The organism is Achromobacter sp. ESBL13 (assembly GCF_036668755.1).
In the GTDB taxonomy this organism is placed as follows: Bacteria; Pseudomonadota; Gammaproteobacteria; order Burkholderiales; family Burkholderiaceae_B; genus Achromobacter.
Genome location: NZ_JAZEVT010000003.1, coordinates 205044 through 223128, shown reverse-complemented (window position 1 = coordinate 223128; position 18085 = coordinate 205044). Strand labels below are relative to the sequence as shown.

At 63.6% G+C, this 18085-nt stretch carries 14 protein-coding genes and 1 other RNA gene; 7 read left to right on the top strand and 8 right to left on the bottom strand.

Annotated elements, in window-relative coordinates; all coding sequences use genetic code 11:
• Nucleotides 1–7: 7 nt before the first annotated feature.
• The 3 genes from V6F88_RS15265 to V6F88_RS15255 form a co-directional block, all read right to left on the bottom strand.
• A complete protein-coding gene (locus V6F88_RS15265; RefSeq protein ID WP_332610520.1) occupies nt 8–2224 on the bottom strand; it encodes a hypothetical protein in 2217 nt (738 codons plus the stop codon).
• Nucleotides 2225–2342: 118 nt separating this feature from the next.
• A complete protein-coding gene (gene wecB / locus V6F88_RS15260) occupies nt 2343–3503 on the bottom strand; it encodes a non-hydrolyzing UDP-N-acetylglucosamine 2-epimerase (RefSeq protein WP_332610518.1) in 1161 nt (386 codons plus the stop codon).
• 198 nt (nt 3504–3701) lie between these two features.
• Nucleotides 3702–4610 carry a LysR family transcriptional regulator gene (locus V6F88_RS15255; RefSeq protein ID WP_332610516.1) on the bottom strand — a complete coding sequence of 303 codons (909 nt, stop codon included), beginning with the start codon at nt 4608–4610 and terminating at the stop codon, nt 3702–3704.
• A gap of 131 nt (nt 4611–4741) precedes the next feature.
• Here V6F88_RS15255 and V6F88_RS15250 point away from each other — a divergent pair, with 131 nt between their 5' ends.
• Nucleotides 4742–5257, top strand: coding sequence for a (R)-mandelonitrile lyase (locus V6F88_RS15250; protein ID WP_332610514.1), 516 nt, complete (start codon nt 4742–4744; stop codon nt 5255–5257).
• 136 nt (nt 5258–5393) lie between these two features.
• Nucleotides 5394–6071: a carboxymuconolactone decarboxylase family protein gene (locus tag V6F88_RS15245; protein ID WP_332610512.1), complete on the top strand. Its 678-nt coding sequence runs from the start codon at nt 5394–5396 to the stop codon at nt 6069–6071.
• A 167-nt stretch (nt 6072–6238) separates the two neighbouring features.
• Here the strand turns inward: V6F88_RS15245 and ssrA are convergent.
• From ssrA to ompA, 5 genes are all read right to left on the bottom strand, one after another.
• Nucleotides 6239–6628: a transfer-messenger RNA gene (gene ssrA, locus V6F88_RS15240) on the bottom strand.
• A gap of 113 nt (nt 6629–6741) precedes the next feature.
• Entirely contained in the window at nt 6742–7920 is a 1179-nt protein-coding gene (locus V6F88_RS15235) for an MFS transporter (RefSeq protein WP_332610510.1), read from the bottom strand.
• 697 nt (nt 7921–8617) lie between these two features.
• Complete coding sequence (locus tag V6F88_RS15230; RefSeq protein ID WP_332610509.1) at nt 8618–9292, bottom strand: HAD-IA family hydrolase; 675 nt, start codon at nt 9290–9292, stop codon at nt 8618–8620.
• Nucleotides 9289–10017 carry a bifunctional 2-polyprenyl-6-hydroxyphenol methylase/3-demethylubiquinol 3-O-methyltransferase UbiG gene (gene ubiG, locus V6F88_RS15225; protein WP_332610507.1) on the bottom strand — a complete coding sequence of 243 codons (729 nt, stop codon included), beginning with the start codon at nt 10015–10017 and terminating at the stop codon, nt 9289–9291. The genes V6F88_RS15230 and ubiG overlap by 4 nt, the downstream gene beginning before the upstream one ends.
• A gap of 155 nt (nt 10018–10172) precedes the next feature.
• Nucleotides 10173–10754 carry an outer membrane protein OmpA gene (gene ompA, locus V6F88_RS15220; RefSeq protein WP_006225153.1) on the bottom strand — a complete coding sequence of 194 codons (582 nt, stop codon included), beginning with the start codon at nt 10752–10754 and terminating at the stop codon, nt 10173–10175.
• Nucleotides 10755–11167: 413 nt separating this feature from the next.
• Between ompA and gyrA the strand changes: the two genes are divergently transcribed.
• From gyrA to V6F88_RS15195, 5 genes are read left to right on the top strand one after another with little or no spacing between them, the layout of a single operon-like run.
• A complete protein-coding gene (gene gyrA / locus V6F88_RS15215; RefSeq protein WP_332610505.1) occupies nt 11168–13843 on the top strand; it encodes a DNA gyrase subunit A in 2676 nt (891 codons plus the stop codon).
• A complete protein-coding gene (gene serC / locus V6F88_RS15210; RefSeq protein ID WP_332610503.1) occupies nt 13843–14973 on the top strand; it encodes a 3-phosphoserine/phosphohydroxythreonine transaminase in 1131 nt (376 codons plus the stop codon). The genes gyrA and serC overlap by 1 nt, the downstream gene beginning before the upstream one ends.
• Nucleotides 14966–16051, top strand: a complete 1086-nt coding sequence (pheA, locus tag V6F88_RS15205; protein ID WP_332610501.1) for a prephenate dehydratase — start codon at nt 14966–14968, stop codon at nt 16049–16051. The genes serC and pheA overlap by 8 nt, the downstream gene beginning before the upstream one ends.
• 9 nt (nt 16052–16060) lie before the next feature.
• Nucleotides 16061–17182, top strand: coding sequence for a histidinol-phosphate transaminase (gene hisC, locus V6F88_RS15200; protein WP_332610499.1), 1122 nt, complete (start codon nt 16061–16063; stop codon nt 17180–17182).
• Nucleotides 17179–18081 (top strand): prephenate dehydrogenase, encoded by a 903-nt coding sequence (locus V6F88_RS15195; protein WP_332610498.1) that lies wholly within the window; start codon nt 17179–17181, stop codon nt 18079–18081. Before hisC ends, V6F88_RS15195 begins: the two co-directional genes overlap by 4 nt.
• Nucleotides 18082–18085 lie beyond the last annotated feature (4 nt).

Here is an 18085-nt window from a genome sequence, read left to right as displayed (position 1 = left end):
GTCGGCCTTACGGGTTGCCCCGGTTCTTCTTGCGGCCCACGCGTCGCGCCACGATCAGGATCAGGATCAGCACAAGCAACGCGACGCTGATTGCCGGCACGCTCCAGGCGATGTAGCGGCGCCATTCGAAGAACGCGCTGCCGCCGGGGCTTGCGGGGTTGCTGGCTTCCGGGTTGGCGCTGTCTATCCACGCAATCGGCCCGTTGGCGCCGACCACGGCCACGTTGCCCCGATTCAGCACGAAAGGCGCGTCCAGCATGCCCGGGTGTTGGCCCACGGTGTGCCAAAGCACGCCATCCTGGCCATTGCCGCGCACGACTTCGGCGGTGCTCAGGTGGTCCAGCCCGGAGAGGTCCAGCCACGTTGCGTTGCGGCCATCCACCTTCAGTTGCTTGCGGTCGGTGACCTGAACCATGGGCTTGGCGCCGTCCACCGGCACTTCCATGGCCAGGAACGGGCGTGCCGGCTTGAACGGCTGGCCTGCCGGCGCTACCGACAATTCCGCGCGCGTGGCCGACACGCCGCTGGCCGAGGCGATGCCGATCACCCGCTTGATGTTGTCTGGCGCGTCGGCCAGATAGCCGTCCGGAATGATCAGTTGCGGGTTGCCGGCCAGCAGCGGCAACAGCCCGACAAAGGTGCCGTCGGGCTGCGGTTTGCCGGGCTTGATGTAGCTGGTGGGCAGCACGTTTACCGGGTAACCCTGGGCAATCTCGTTGCAGTCCACCGACACGGGCTGGCGCTGGAACTGGACGCGCAGCGCATTGGTCACGCCCAAGGCATAGCCAGGCACGCGGGCCGTCAGGCGCTCGGGTTTGCCGTCGGCATCCATTTGCCGGGCCGCCAGCAAGATGCCATTCCAGAACACCGATGCCACGGGGCGCGTGGACGATGCGCCGGGGGCCGCCGCCAGGTCCAGCACCAATTCATCGGGCATCAAGCCGTCCGAGGACACGGTGGACAGCGGGAAAGTGGTGGTCCAGTCGCCACGCGCCACGACGTCGAAGCTGGTCGCTGATCCGCCCAGCGTGGTCAGGCGCACGGCACCGTCGTCGGCGGCCTGCGGCGATGTGGCCGTTTTGATGTTGACCTGCCGCGTGACCAGGATGCGACGCCATGCACTGTCAAAAGCGCCCGCCGCTTGCGCGCCCGCGTCGGCCGCCACCGCAATGACGGCCTGCCGGCCCAGCGGCAGCAAGCGGATATCGCGCGAGGGCAGGTCGGCGCCGGCCAGCGGCATGCGGGCCTGGCGCCAGGCTTTGAAGGCGGCGGCCGCGTCGGCGTCACCGGCAAGCTGCGCGGCCAGCGCATCCAGTGCTTCGTTATAGCGGCCCCGCAGCGCGGCGTCGGCAATCACCACATCGCCGCTGACGGCGGGGGCGCCCATCACCAGCAGGGCGCCGATTTCTGCTGGGCTGGCCAGTTTGTGCGCGGGCTTGTTGGCAACGGCGGCAATGGCCGCAAGCTGTTCCAGCCCGGCCGGCGCTTGCAGGCCGCGCGTATCGATCTCGTCGCCCACCGACGGGAACGCGCGGACCGCGACGCGCTTGCCCGACCGTTCCAAGGCCACGCCCAGCCGCCAGGCGCTATCGAAGGCCTGCTGGTCCAGCTTGGTGCCCGACACCATCAGCACGGGCCTGCCGGGCAGCGTGGCCCAGGCGTCGTCCAGGTTGCCGATGGCCGAGGCATCGTAGCGATAGCGCAGGTGCGTTTGCGGTGAAATGATCAGCGCATTGGCGGTGGCGCGGTTGCTTTCGCAGCGGCGCAGCGCGATCTCTGATTGCCAGTCCACGCCCAGCCGCAAGAAGCCGGATTCCCGGTTGCGGCTCTCGACGTTCAGGCTGCGAGTCATGGACCCGTCTCCATCGGCGACGCGCTCCGCCGTTTGCGGCACGCCATCCAGCCATAGCACCATGGTGGTCCGGCCGGCTTCTCCCTTGGCATATCTGGCATCGAACGTCAGCGTGGCGTCCGAGATCGGCACGCCGCGCGGCACGGGCAGATAGAACTCCTGGCGCGCGTCGCTGTTGCTGAGGACGACGGGGTCCTTGACGCCCAGGTCAAGCAAGGTGGTGTCGCGCGTGATCCATCCATCGCCCTGCAAGCGCCGCAACGCATCGCCGGCGGGGCTGGCCAAGCTGCTTAGCGGCAGGACCAACCCCGCCATCATCAAGGCACGGCAAAGGACTCGGGCAACGGGAACGGGCAGGGCGCTGGGGTGCATTGGGGGCTCCGGGGCGGAATGCGTCGCGAATAAGGTCGGGGCGAATTAGCGCAATGGCTCGGGACAAGTGATCACGAGCGATTGATAAGGGCTACTGGTCAGGGGCAGGGCCGTGACATCAGGGCAAGGGCGCATTGGCGTCGCGGTACGGATCGAACTCGGAAACTGCGCGCCCGCATAGCGCGTCCACGATGCGCTGGCTGGCGCGGCCGTCGCCATAGGGGTTGATGCGACGCGAGAATGAGGCGTGCTGGTCGGTGTCGTCCAGCAGCCGGTTCACCTGGGTAACGATGCGCCGCGTGTCGGTGCCCACCAGGGCCACCGTGCCGGCTTCGACGGCTTCGGGGCGCTCGGTCACGTCGCGCATCACCAAAACGGGCTTGCCCAGATAAGGCGCTTCTTCCTGCACGCCGCCCGAATCCGTCAGGATGAGATGGGCGCGCTGCATGAACCACACGAAGTCCAGGTAATCCAGCGGATCAATCAGATGCACATGGGACAGCCCGGCCAGGTCCGTCATGACCACATTGCGCACCTGCGGATTCAGATGCACGGGGTACACAATCTGCAAATCATCGCGGCGCGCCAGTTCCGCCAACGCCGCGCAGATGTTCTTGAAGCCGCCGCCAAAACTCTCGCGCCGATGGCCGGTGACCAGCAGCAGGCGCCGCGTGGGGTCGAGCCAGTCGTAGCGCGCTTCCAGTCCTTGCGCGAGGGGCCCTGCGGGGTCCAGCTTGGCGCAGGTCATCGCCAGGGCATCAATGACGGTATTGCCGGTCACGGTGATTTGTCCGGCAAGGTTTTCGCGCATCAGGTTGCCGCGCGATTGCGCCGTGGGCGCGAACAGCCAGTCACCCACCGCGTCGACGACGCGCCGGTTCATTTCTTCAGGAAACGGCATGGCCAGGTTGCCGGTGCGCAAACCGGCTTCAACGTGGCCGATGCGCACGCGCCGGTGGAAAGATGCCAGCGCACACGCCGACGCGGTGCTGGTGTCCCCGTGCACAAGTACGCAGTCGGGCTGTTCCCCGTCCAGCACCTTGTCAACGCTTGAAATCAGCCGCGCATACAGGCCGTTCAGTGTTTGATTGGGCACCATGACGTCCAGGTCGTGCTGGGCGCGCAGGTCAAACAGCGCCAGTACCTGGTCCAACATCTCGCGGTGCTGGCCGGTCACGCACACCACGCTCTGTATCTGCGGCTCTTTGCCAAGCGCGGTGACCAGCGGCGCCATCTTGATGGCTTCAGGACGGGTCCCGAAGATGGATAGGACTTTCATCACAAGATGACCCTCCCCAGAGCGTGGTGGCGTCCATTATGTCTTGAAAATATTCGTAATATGTGACGGATTATGTCAGTAACCGCCATATTCGGCGCTACAGGGGGACAAGCACCGCGCCGTGTCGTGAGGCGTTGTCAAGATGCAAAAAAGCCAACTCCACGAGTTGGCTTGGAAGGGTTCGCTGCACGTCCGGTGTTAACGCGGCGCGTCGTCGGGCCGATACCGCAGCGCTTCGATCACCAGCGCCAGCGCTGGCGAGATGTGGCGTCGGCTGGCGTAATAAAGGTGGTAGCCGGGAAAACGGGGCCACCAATCCTCAAGCACCGGGAGCAGGCGGCCGCTGTCGATATGTGGCTGTATCAAGTCGAACGGAACATACGCCAGGCCCAGGCCGTCCAACGCCGCTTGCAGCATCAGGAAGGTGTTGTTGAACACGGTTTGGCCATCGACGCGGACGTTCAAGGCCTGCCCATTCTTTTCGAAATCCCAGGCATACAAGCCGCCATGGGTGGGAAGGCGCAGGTTCACGCAGCGATGCTCGGTCAGGTCTTGCGGGGTGATCGGCAACGGCCTGCCCGCCAGATATTCCGGAGATCCCGCCACCGCCATGCGCAGTTCGGGTGCGATGCGGACCGCGATCATGTCCTTGTCCACGCGGTTGCCCACGCGCACGCCCGCGTCAAAACGATGCGCGGCAATATCCGTGAACGCGTAATCCACGCTGAACTCAATCTGGATGTCGGGATATTGCTTCAGCAAGGGAGCCAACCGCGGCCAAAGCACCGTGGCGATGGCGTGGTCGTGCGCGGTGATGCGTACGGAGCCGGCAGGCTTGTCGCGCATGGCGTTCAGCGATGCCAGCTCTTGCTCGATCTCGCTAAGCCTGGGAGCCAGCACGTTCAGCAGCCGGTTGCCCGCCTCCGTGGTGGAAACACTGCGCGTGGTGCGCGTCAATAAACGCACGCCCAGGCGCGCTTCCAGGGCAAGCATGGCATGGCTGAGTGCAGAGCGCGACACGCCCAGCTGCGCGGCGGCCCGGGTAAAGCTGCGTTCGCGCGCCACGGCCACGAAAGCTTGCAGGTCGTTCAGGTTTTCTTTGGTCATTGGTGAGTGGCTTACACCAGTGTGTGCGCACTTTGCTGTCTTCTCAGCTAATGGTTCGGATCATACAGTGTGAAAAAGCCAGCGGCGCAACGGCATTGCGCTGCCATTCCCTTACAGAACAGGACCGATCCATGAACACGCTTTGTAAAACAGCCATCTGCCTGGCGGCGCTGCACACGGGCTCCTCGGGCGCTGCGGGCGTCGCGGGCCCCGCTCAAGCGCTCGATTCGAAGCCGGCTACAGGCAGGCAACAGCTAACGCGCGCGGGCAGTCAGCCTTCGATGGCCGGACCCGAGGATTACTTCACCGGACCCGTGCGGGTGGATCCGGTCTGGCCGGCCGATACGCACATCAACGCGTCGGGGGGCTTGGTCACCTTCGAGCCCGGTTCACGTTCCGCCTGGCATACGCACCCCGCGGGCCAGCGCCTGGTCGTGGTGTCGGGCGTGGGACTTACTCAGGAATGGGGCGGCCCCGTGCAGGAGATACGCCCAGGCGACGTGGTCTGGTGCCCGCCCGACGTCAAGCACTGGCACGGCGCCGCCCCCAACACCGCGATGACGCACCTTGCGGTCACCGGCACGGCGCAAGGCAAGAACGTGACCTGGATGGAAAAAGTCAGCGATGAACAATATAACGCGCGCTAAATACGCCGCTACGTGGGGTTATGGCCGCGTATTGGCGTTGAGCCTGAGCCTGGTTTGCGCGGGCGTCCACGCTGCGCAGGCCGCCCCACCCACCCCGACCGCCCCGTCCACCGCGAATCAACAGGAGTCCCAACCCATGCCCGCCGCCCAAACCACGTCCCCAATCACCGACCAGACGCTGTCTATGCGTCAACAAGCGATTATGCCGATCGCGGCATTTGCCGCCGCCGGCGATCTTAGCAAGCTGAACGCCGCTTTGAACCAAGGCTTGGACGCCGGCATGACGCTTAGCGATATCAAGGAAGTGCTGGTGCAACTCTACGCGTACGCCGGGTTCCCGCGCAGCTTGAACGCCCTGGGCGAATTGATGAAAGTGCAACAGGCGCGCAAGCAGCGCGGCATTGATGACGCGCCCGGCAGCGAACCCAGCCGCCCCATCCCGAAAGGCGACGCTTTGCTCGCGGCAGGCACTGCCAATCAAACCAAACTATCGGGCGGGGAGGTGGCGGGGCCGCTGTTCGACTTCGCACCCGTCGCCAACGAATACCTGCGTGCGCATCTGTTCGGCGATATTTTTGAGCGCGACAATCTCGATTGGCAAAGCCGGGAACTGGCCACGGTAGGAATGCTGTCGGCACTGCCTGGCGCCGAACCGCAGTTACAGGCGCACATGCGCATCAGCATGAATGTGGGCATTACCGAAGGCCAGCTCCATCACCTTGGGCAGATTCTGGAGGAACGCGCGGACCCCGCGTATGCCCAGCGGGCCCGTGCCGCGCTGGACCGCCATTTAGCGACGAAGGCAGCGGGTTGATTGGGAAAACGGTTTCGGAGATCCGAAAAGAAAAAGCCGCTCGACGATATGTCGAGCGGCTTTTTGCGTCTAGCGGTCAGTGCCGGTCAGTAATGAGCCTTTCGGCTAAAACGTTAATCCTGAAAATCAAAATGCCGAAAATCAGGAAAACCGGCATCAAGGGTATTTGGTGGAGCCGGGGGGAATTGAACCCCCGTCCGCAAGCCCTCTGCAATCAGTTCTACATGCGTAGTCGATTTATTTAGTTTTAACTTTGGACTTAGCCAACCGACAGGCCGGACCAAAGCGATTCACGTAATTTAAATCTGAGCCGTGTGACCCCAGCGCAGACCGATTCCTTGTGAATGTCGCTGCTGCGGTTCGAGGGTTACCCCCCTAGGAAGTTGCCTTCCTCCGCCTGACCCAAGGACAGATCAGTGCAGCGGCTCACCGCTTAAGCGGCGAGAGCGAAACGCTCGTCGTTGGCGTTTGTAGTGTTTCCAGTGGTTTAACGAGCGAACTGGTGCTCGGCATGCCCTGAGTTGTTTCGCGACCCACGTCGAATCCGGATCGGCCCCAAGAACTTCCTATTGTACTGGTAAATGCCATAGCCCGCTGTACTGTCCACCGGCCCGCCAAACGAGGCGTGGCGCGGGGGCGACAGCGGGTTCTGGCCCGCGTCTTACCGACCTTAGACGGCGTTTGCGCAAGCAGGTTCCGCGGGCGCGCGGCCGCGTGAAGCCGCCATCAGCGCCAGCGCCAAACCCACGGAAATCGCCACGATCAGCGCGGCGGCCCAGCCCAACGATGCCAGCCCATAGTTGTCGATGACATGGCCGCCCACCACGGCGCCCAGCCCGATACCGATATTGGCGCCCGAGATGTTCAGCGATGCGGCGAAGGCCGGCGCCTGCGGGGCCGCCTTCATCAGCCGGACGTGGCACACAATGAACAGCGCCGCCTGGGCGATGCCCCACAGCCCCAACGCCACCGCCAGCAAGCCGTGCGATTGCATCACCGGCGCGACGAACACCAGCCCGGCCGCCATCATGGACGAAAACAGCGCCGTTGCGCCCAGCGGGCTACGGTCGACCATGCGGCCGCCCAGCGTGTTGCCGATCAGGCCCACGGCGCCAAAAGCCATCATCGTCCAGCCAACGATCTGGCCGTTGAATCCGGCCAGTCGTTCAAGCATATCTGCCAGATAGGTGTAGGCCGTGAACATGCCGGTGAACACCAGCAGCGACAGCACCACGTGGCCCAGCACGATCGGGTCGCGCAGGATGCGTAGCTGTGTCACCAACTTGACGCTGTCGGCGCGGATCCGGGTGCTGGGAAAAGTCAGCAACAGCAGCAGGGCTTTGGCGAACGCCACGCCCGACAGCACCCAGAACGCGGCACGCCAACCGAACGCGTCCGATATCAGCACCCCAATCGGGATGCCGAACACGGTGGCCGCCACGATGCCGAAGGCGACTAGCGATATAGCACGCCCGGCGCGCGCCGGGCCCACCAGTTCAACGGCGGTGGCGCTGGCCAGCGACCAGAATACGGGCAAGGCCAAGGCAGGCACGAAACGGGCCACGGCCATGACCCAGATATTGGGCGCCAGGGCCGCCACGGCGTTTGACACGCCAAACAACGCCAGAACGCCAATAAACAGGCGTTTGCGTTCTACGTTGGCCATCAAGGCCGTTAACAAGGGGCCCGTGGCGGCAACCGTGAAAGCAAACAGCGTGACCAGCAGGCCAGCCTGTGAAACGGTCACATTCAGATCGCGGGCCAAGCCGGGCAACAGGCCGACGATCAGGAATTCGGTAGTGAGGATGGTGAAACCGGCGGCGGAAAGTAGCAGGATGGGCAAAAGCATAGGCATTCCTCTGGCGCGATGCCACATGGCGGCGCGCGGGGGCAGGGCGTTGTGATCGAAAAGGTCAAAACCGCGCGACGGCAATTGCGTGGCGCGCTGCACAACGGCGTTATGTCGTCGGCGGTAAGGTGTGTGCGGTTAGGCGTGTGCGGTGAAGGAAGCGGGGCGGATGAAAGCGCTGCCCCCACGCCAGCGAGGGCCGAATCGGCAATCGGAAGGTCCCAACCGCCGGGGATGGTTCACACTTTAAGGGAGTTCGAAATCCGGATAAAGCAGACTCGGGCGGAAAGATTGTTCGCGCGAGTCAACTAATGCGTGCGCAGCCCTGGGCCGAATGGGACGCTCATGATGGTCGGCGTGAGCGGGGCGACAGGGCGACAGGGAAGAGACGCACAAGGAGGGACGCGTTTGGGAGGCGGAGAAGAGGGGCTGAACAAAAGGCGCTCAACTGAAGAGGCTGAACAGTAGGGGCTGAACAGTAGGGGCTGAACAGTAGGGGCTGAACAGTAGCGGCTGAACCGAAGAGGCTGAACCGAAGAGGCTGAACCGAAGAGGCTGAACCGAAGAGGCTGAACCGAAGAGGCTGAACCGAAGAGGCTGAACCGAAGAGGCTGAACCGAAGAGGCTGAACCAAAAAGGCTGATTCGGGAGCCCGATCAAGAGAGGCGGCGAACCCCTAGCGCGCCGCCACCTCGCTTCAGCGCACGTCGCTGGGCAGCAACGGGTGGATGGCGGCCCAGAGCTCTTCCGGGGTGTTGGCGCGTGTTTCGGCCTGCCAACTGATGATGTCGTCGTCTTCGCCCACGTACCCGTAGGCGGCTGCCACGGCGGGCATGCCGGCGGCGTGCGCCGCCTGGATGTCGCGCAAGTCGTCACCCACATAGACGCAGCGGTCGGTGGCAAACCCGGCTTCCCGAGCCGCATGTTGCAGCGGCAGCGGGTGTGGCTTGGCGTGGGCGGTGGTGTCGCCGCAGACCAGCACGGCGCTGTCGCGGGTCAAATCCAGAAATTCGACGATGGGCAGTGTCAGATACGTCACTTTATTGGTGACAATGCCCCACGACAGGCCGCGTTCGCGAATGTCCGCCAGCAATTGCTCGATTCCGGGGAAAAGCTTGCTGTGCACTGTGGAGCTGGCCGCATAGTCTTCCAGGAACTGGAGACGTGTCGGCTCGTAATCCGGATCGCCGGGTGCCAGGTCCAGTGCGACGCGCAGCAGGCCACGCGCGCCTTGTGACGCCACCGGACGCAAGGCTTCGTACGGCATGGGCTCCAGGCCGCGGCGCGTACGTTGCTGGTTGGCGGCGGCGGCCAGGTCGGGGGCGGTATCGGCCAGGGTGCCGTCGAAATCAAACAGGATCAGGGCGCTCATTTGCGGGTAGCCATCAGATAGTTGACCGAGGTGTCGGACGACAGCGAATAGATCTGCGTAATCGGGTTGTATTCCATGCCCCGCATGCTGATCGGCTCCAGTTGGGCGGCGCGAGCGGCCGCGGACAGCTCGCTGGGCTTGATGAACTGGTCATAGCTGTGCGTGCCGCGCGGCAGCAGCCGCAGAACATATTCGGCGCCAATGATAGCGAAGAGGAAGGCCTTGGCGTTGCGGTTCAGTGTCGAAAAGAACACCCAGCCGCCCGGTTTCACTAGCGTCGAGCAGGCGCGCACGATGGATGCCGGATCCGGCACATGCTCCAGCATTTCCATGCAGGTGACCACGTCGTACTGGCCGGGCTGCTCGACAGCCAGCTCTTCAACGGGCACCTTGCGGTATTCCACCTTTACGCCCGATTCCAGTCCGTGCAAGCGTGCCACTTTAAGCGACTTGTCGGCCAGGTCGATACCGGTGACTTCCGCACCGCAGCGCGCCATGGCTTCAGCCAGGATGCCTCCGCCGCATCCGACGTCCAGCACCTTCCTGCCCGCCAGGTTGCCCGCACATTCCTGAATCCACTCCAGCCGTAGCGGGTTGATGGCGTGCAGCGGCTTGAACTCGCTTTCGGGGTCCCACCAGCGGCTGGCCAGGGCGCTGAACTTGTCCAGTTCGGCTTGGTCGGCGTTGACGGCAGGGCGGTCGGAGTCGTGAATTTGCGTGGTCATGGGAAGGTCCAGCGAAAGGCGACGCTATATATATAGAGGGGCGGCTGCCGCGCACGGGGCGAGGTAGGCCGCACGCCATAGCACCAACCTGGTGCATGACGGACGAAAAAAAGGGCCTCGCTATGCGAGGCCCCTTATTGTAGCTAGTCCGGCAATTACTTGCGGCTACCCACGATTTCGATTTCAACGCGACGGTTTTGGGCGCGGCCCTCTTTCGTCTTGTTGGAAGCGATCGGGTTCGACTCGCCCTTACCTTCCGTGTAGATACGGTTGGGGTCGATACCCTTGCTGACCAGGTAGGTCTTGACCGAAGCGGCGCGGCGCTCGGACAGCTTCTGGTTGTAGGCGTCAGTACCGATCGAATCGGTGTGGCCAACAGCAATGATGGTTTCCAGCTCGATACCGCGAGCTTGCTGGGCAACTTGATCCAGCAGCTGACGACCTTCGGGCTTCAGGGTCGACTTGTCGAAGTCGAAGAACGTGTCAGCATTGAACACGACCTTTGCCGCCATCGGGGCCGGCTTCGCCTTCTGTTGTGCAACCGGGACACCGTCGCAACCGGGGATACCGGTGGCAGGGGTCCAGAAAGCATCGCGCCAGCACAGTTCGTTCGTACCGTTTTTCCAAACGTTACCGAACGGGTTGCGCCAGTTGTCCACGGTTTGCGCGGAAGCTACACCAGAGGCCGTGACGGCGGCGAAGGCGAGCGCCAGAGCGAATTTGGAGGGTTTGTTCATGTTTCTCCTCGTTGAGCTTGAAGCTGGATAAGTGACTCGCAGCGAACCCCCGCCGCATATCAGGAAAACGGGGCCAGTATAGCAACGCCAAGAGCTGGTTCAAAGGATTAGCTACTGGGTTTCCTGCGTGCTGGAAACAATCTTAAGGCATTTGGGCACCTTTGGCTTCCCTGGAGAGGCGCATTAATGCTGGATATGGCGTTTTCGGCGCTCGTTCGGTTTTCCATGTTGGTTTTTGACAACAGGGGTGGAGGGCGTGGCCCGGCGGCCGAGGGACCTGTCCGACCGGCCGTCCAAGCCGACGCCTTGCGGCACACCGCAAGCAAGCCGGGCAAACGGGAACGGAATCGAATGATAGAATTTCCTGTTTACCCGGCCCGGGTTCCTCCTTACACGATTCTGTCGTTATATATATGGATTCCTTTGCCAAGGAGACGCTTCCGGTTTCGCTGGAAGAAGAGATGCGCCGCAGTTACCTCGATTACGCGATGAGCGTGATCGTTGGGCGGGCGCTACCGGATGTGCGGGATGGGCTCAAGCCCGTCCACCGGCGCGTGCTCTACGCGATGCATGAGCTGAACAACGATTGGAACCGCGCTTACAAGAAGTCGGCGCGTATCGTCGGGGACGTAATCGGTAAATACCACCCCCACGGTGACCAATCCGTGTACGACACCATCGTCCGCATGGCGCAGGATTTCTCCATGCGCTACATGCTTGTGGACGGCCAGGGCAACTTCGGCTCGATCGACGGCGATAACGCCGCGGCGATGCGGTACACCGAAATCCGCCTGGCGAAGATCGCCCACGAGCTGCTGGCCGACATCGACCAGGAGACGGTCGACTTCGGCCCCAACTATGACGGCAGCGAACAAGAACCGCTGCTGTTGCCCTCGCGTCTGCCCAACCTGCTGGTGAACGGCAGCTCTGGCATCGCCGTGGGCATGGCCACCAATATCCCGCCGCACAACTTGCAGGAAGTGGTCGACGGCTGCCTGTACTGCTTGCGCAACCCGGCCTGCACGGTCGATGAACTCATCGAGATCATCCCGGCGCCGGACTTTCCCACGGGCGGCATCATTTACGGCATGTCCGGCGTGCGCGAGGGTTATCGCACGGGTCGCGGTCGCGTCATCATGCGCGCCAAGACGCACTTCGAAGACATGGAAAAGGGCAACCGCCAAGCCATCGTCATCGACGCCATCCCCTACCAGGTCAACAAGAAGACGCTGCAGGAACGTATCGCCGAACTCGTCAACGACAAGAAGATCGAAGGCATCTCCGATATTCGCGACGAGTCCGACAAGGACGGCATGCGCCTGGTCATCGAGCTCAAGCGCGGTGAAGTGCCTGAGGTTGTGCTGAACAACCTGTACAAGAACACGCAGTTGCAAGACACCTTCGGGATGAACCTGGTGGCGTTGGTCGATGGCCAGCCGCGCCTGCTCAACCTGAAGCAGATGATCGACTACTTCCTGCAACATCGCCGCGAAGTGGTCACGCGCCGCACGGTGTTCCAACTGCGCAAGGCTCGCGAACGCGGCCACGTGCTGGAAGGCCTGGCCGTTGCGCTGGCAAACATCGACGACTTCATCGCGATCATCAAGGCCGCGCCGACGCCTCCGGTCGCGCGCCAGGAATTGATGGCCAAATCGTGGGATTCGTCGCTGGTTCGCGACATGCTTTCGCGCGCCGATGGCGACACGCCGGGAGGCCGCGCGGCCTTCCGTCCGGACGACCTGGGCACCGAATTCGGTCTTCAAGGCGACGGCCTGTACCGTCTGAGCGACACGCAGGCTCAGGAAATCCTGAACATGCGCCTGCAACGCCTGACCGGGCTTGAGCAGGACAAGATCGTCGGCGAATACAAGGACATCATGTCCACCATCGCCGACCTGCTCGACATCCTGGCACGCCCCGAGCGCATCACGACCATCATCAGCGACGAGCTTCAGGCCATCAAGGCCGAATTCTCGACGAACACGAAGGATGCGCGTCGCTCGGAAATCGAACTGAACGCAACCGAGCTTGACACCGAAGACCTGATCACGCCGACCGACATGGTCGTGACCCTGTCGCACGGTGGCTACATCAAGAGCCAACCGCTGTCCGAATACCGTTCGCAAAAGCGCGGTGGGCGCGGCAAGCAAGCCACGGCGATGAAGGAAAACGACTGGATCGACCAGCTGTTCATCGCGAACACGCACGATTATCTCTTGTGCTTCTCGAACCGCGGTCGTGTGTATTGGCTGAAGGTCTGGGAAGTGCCGCAAGGCACGCGCAACTCGCGCGGCAAGCCGATCGTCAACATGTTCCCGCTGGCTGATGGCGAGAAGGTCACGGTGGTGCTGCCGGTCAAGGAATTCAGCGAAGATCACTACGTCTTCATGGCGACCTCGCGCGGCACGGTCAAGAAGACCCCGCTGTCCGACTTCTCCAACCCGCGCAAGGCCGGCATCATTGCCGTGGACCTTGACGACGGCGACTACCTGATCGGCGCCGACCTCACCGACGGCAAGCACGACGTCATGCTGTTCTCGGATTCGGGCAAGGCCGTGCGCTTTGACGAAAACGACGTCCGTCCGATGGGCCGCAACGCCCGCGGCGTGCGCGGCATGATGCTGGAAGAAACGCAGACCGTCATCGCGCTGCTGGTGGCCGGCGACGAAACGCAGACCGTGCTGACCGCAACCGAAAACGGCTATGGCAAGCGCACCCCGATCGGCGAATACACGCGCCACGGCCGTGGCACCAAGGGCATGATCGCCATCCAGACCACCTCGCGTAACGGCAAGGTGGTGGGCGCGGTGCTGGTCAACCCGACCGACGAAATCATGTTGATCACCACCGGCGGCGTGCTGGTGCGTACCCGTGTCGCGGAAATCCGCGAAATGGGGCGCGCAACGCAGGGCGTCACGCTGATCAACGTTGATGACGGCAGCACGCTGTCCGGCGTACGTCGTGTTGTGGAAAGCGACGCTGACGACGACGGCGAGCTGGACGATGACGTCCAAGCCGAAGACGGTCAGGCGGAAGGCGGCGACGATACCAACGGCGCAACGGATTCGACGGAACCTACGGAGCAATAATGGCCCGCCCCTGGAACTTCTCGGCAGGCCCCTCGGCCTTGCCCGAGGTGGTATTGCAGCAAGCAGCAGCTGAGATGCTGGATTGGCATGGCAGTGGCATGTCGGTGATGGAAATGTCCCATCGCGGCAAGCACTTCGTGCAGATCTGCGACGAAGCCGAATCCGATTTGCGTGATCTGCTGGGCTTGCCCGCTGATTACGCGGTCATGTTCATGCAAGGCGGGGGTTCCGGGGAGAACGCCATCGTCCCCATGAATCTCATGGGGCGCCGGGGCACGCCGGCCGCCGACTTCGTCGTGACGGGCCATTGGTCCAAGCGTTCGTACAAGGAAGCGGCCCGCTACGGCAGCACCCACGTCGCGGCAAGCAGCGAGCAAGCCATCCAGCTGGATGGCCGCGAGCAGGCGCCGTTGACCTGGGTGCCGCCGGTCGATACCTGGAACGTGCGGCAGGAATCGGCCTACCTGCATCTTTGCAGCAATGAAACGATTGGTGGGGTCGAGTTCTTGGACTGGCCCGACACCGCCGCGCTGGGCGCGCCCGATGTGCCGCTGGTGGTGGATGCGTCGTCGCATTTCCTGTCGCGGCCCATGGATATCACGCGTTGCGGCATGGTGTATGCCGGCGCGCAGAAAAACGCAGGCCCGGCAGGCGTGACCATGGTCATTGCCCGCCGTGACCTGATCGGCCACGCCTTGCCGATTTGCCCGTCGGCGTTCGACTACGCCAACGTGGCCGCCGAGCATTCGCGCTACAACACACCGCCCACCTTCGCGATCTATGTCGCCGGCCTGGTGTTCAAGTGGGTCAAGGCCAACGGCGGCGTGGCGGGCATGGAAGCCGCCAACAAGGCCAAGGCCGACCTGCTGTACGGCTACCTGGACGGCAGCGGTTTCTTCCGCAATCCCATCCACGCGCCCGTGCGTTCGCGCATGAACGTACCGTTTGTGCTGCGCGATGAATCGCTCAACGACGCCTTCCTGCAAGGCGCCGATGCGGCGGGGCTGACCCAACTGAAGGGTCACAAGAGCGTGGGCGGCATGCGCGCGTCCATTTACAACGCCGTACCGCTTGCCGGGGTCGAAGCGTTGGTCGAGTACCTGAAGGAATTCGAGCGCCGCTATGGATGAAGACCTGCAACGCAAGTTGCGCCCCTTGCGCGAACGCATCGATGCGTTGGACGCGCAGATCCTCGACCTGCTTTCGCAGCGCGCCCGCGCCGCGTTGGAAGTTGGCGAAGCCAAGCACGCCGCACAGGCCGATGGCCCGGTGCTGCGCCCGGAGCGCGAGGCCGAAGTCATTCGCCGTTTGCAACAGATCAACCCGGGCCCGTTTCCGAATGCGGGCGTGGCGTCGGTCTGGACTGAAATCATCTCGGCCTGCCGTGGCCTGGAACGCGGCATGACGGTTGCCTACCTGGGCCCGCAAGGTTCGTTTTCCGAGCAGGCGGCGCTGGAACACTTTGGCCACGCCGTCCAGAAGCTGCCGTGCGTGTCGTTTGACGAGGTGTTCCGCGCGGTTGAGGGCGGGCAGGCCGACGTGGGCATGGTGCCGGTCGAAAACTCCACCGAAGGCGCCGTCAACCGCAGCCTGGACCTGCTGCTGAACACGCCGCTGACGATCCTGGGCGAGCGTTCGCTGGTGATCCGCCATTGCCTGATGTCGCAGTCGGGCACCATGGATGGCATCAAGACCATTTCCGCGCACCCGCAAGCGCTGGCGCAGTGCCAGGGCTGGCTGACACGCAACTATCCCGATGTGGAACGGGTTGCGGCGCCCAGCAATTCCGAAGCGGCGCGCGCCTCGGCGGGGGACCCGACCATCGCGGCCATTGCCGGCGAAGTGGCCGCGCCCGCCTGGAATCTTCAAGTCATCGCGGCCGGCATCCAGGACGATCCGCACAACCGCACCCGGTTCCTGGCGATCGGCAATATCCAGCCGCTGGTCAGCGGCAAGGACAAGACCAGCCTGATCCTGGCCGTGCCCAACCGCGCCGGCGCCGTCTACGAAATGCTGGCGCCCCTGGCGGACAACGGTGTGTCGATGACCCGCTTCGAGTCGCGCCCCGCGCGCACCGGCCAGTGGGAATATTATTTTTACGTCGACGTCCTGGGTCATCGTAATGATCCGAACGTTCAGCGCGCGCTTGCCACGTTGCAGGCGCAGGTTGCCTACCTGAAGGTGCTGGGTTCCTACCCGGCGCCGTGAGCCCACACCATGACCACCGCATCCAAGCCCCTCGTTGCCCCGGCGCATGTCAGCGCCATTGCGCCCTATCAGGCGGGTAAGCCCATCGAAGAACTGGCCCGTGAATTCGGGTTGGATCCGGCGGGCATCGTCAAGCTGGCCTCTAATGAAAACCCGCTGGGCATGCCCAAGTCGGCTCGCACCGCGATGTTGGCCGCGGCCGAGTCGCTGGCGCGTTATCCGGACCCGAACGGCTTCGATCTGAAGGCCGCGCTGGCCGAACGCTATGGCGTGCCGATGAACTGGATCACGCTGGGTAACGGCTCGAACGACATCCTGGAAATCGCGGCGCTGGCGCTGCTGGAGCCGGGATCGTCCGCCGTCTACGCGCAACATTCGTTTGCGGTCTATCGGCTTGCCACACAAGCGCGCGGTGCACGCCACATCGTGGTGCCGGCAAAAGACTACGGCCATGACCTTGACGCGATGTTCGACGCCATTGCCGACGACACGCGCTTGCTGTTCATCGCCAATCCGAATAATCCCACCGGCACCTTCGTGCCTGGCGACAAGGTTGCGTCCTTCCTGGAACGTGTGCACGCCGCGCATGGTGACCGGGTCACCGTGGTGCTGGACGAGGCTTACAACGAATATCTGGATCCGGAATATCGCTTCGACAGCACCGCGCTGGCGCGCCGTTTTCCGAACCTGATCATTTCGCGCACGTTCTCCAAGGCCTATGGGCTGGCGGGGCTGCGCGTGGGCTTCTCGGTGTCGCAGCCGCCCTTGACTGACTTGCTCAATCGCGTGCGTCAACCGTTCAATGTCAATACGCTAGCGCAGGCCGCGGCTATTGCCGCCCTGGGCGATGCGGCCTACCTTGAAGAGGCCTATGCGTCGAACAAGTCGGGCAAGGCGCAGCTGTGCGCCGCGTTCGATCGGCTTGGGCTGCGCTATGTGCCCAGCTTCGGCAACTTCGTGCTGGTGCACGTGGGCGACGCGCCCCGCATCAATCTGGAATTGCTCAAGCGTGGCGTGATCGTTCGCCCCGTGGCGGGCGATGGCCTGCCGGAATGGTTGCGTGTGTCGATCGGGTTGCCTGAAGAGAATGCCCGCTTTATTGATGCCCTGACCGACATCCTGGCCACATGAACGACGCGTTACCTTCTTCCGATCAGGGGGCCGCTGGCCCCCTGATTCCTGTATTGGCCGTGGTGGGCGTGGGGTTGATCGGTGGGTCGTTTGCCGCCGCGCTGCGCCAGGCAGGGCAGGTGGGGCGCGTGCTGGGCGTGGGGCGTAACGCCTCGTCGCTGGCGCGCGCCGTTGAGCTTGGTCTGATCGACGAAGCCGTCAGCGCCGAAGATGCCGCCGCACGCGCGGATCTGGTTCTTCTGTCCACGCCGGTCGGTGGCCTGAAAAATGTGTTGTCGCGGATGCTTCCCCATCTGGGCGACAACACCGTCGTCACCGATGCGGGCAGCACCAAGGCCGAAGTCGTCGATGCGGCGCGCCAGGCGTTGGGCGAGCAAATCGGGCGCTTCGTGCCAGGGCATCCGATTGCCGGCGCCGAGCGCACGGGCCCCGACGCCGCCGATGGCGCGCTATATCGCCGGCGTACCGTCATCTTGACGCCGTTGCCGCAGAACAGCGCCGCCTCCATCGCGCTGGTGCGACGTGCTTGGCAAGCCTGCGGCGCCAGCGTGATCGACATGGACGCCGATGCGCACGACCGCGTGCTGGCCTCGGTCAGCCATTTGCCGCACCTGTTGTCTGCCGTCTATATGGAGCAGGTGGCCACGGCCGCCGACGCCCGCACACGCCTTGACCTGGCGGGTAGCGGATTTCGCGATTTCACGCGCATCGCGGCGGGTTCGCCCGAGATGTGGCGCGATATCTTTTTATCCAATCGCGACGCGATGCTGGCCGAGCTTGCCGATCTGCGCGCCGTTCTGGATCGAGCCGAACGCGCCATTGCCGATGGCGACGACGCGGCCTTGCTGGCTTTGCTGGACACTGCGGCCCAGGCGCGCCGCAAGTGGCAACAGGAGTAACTGA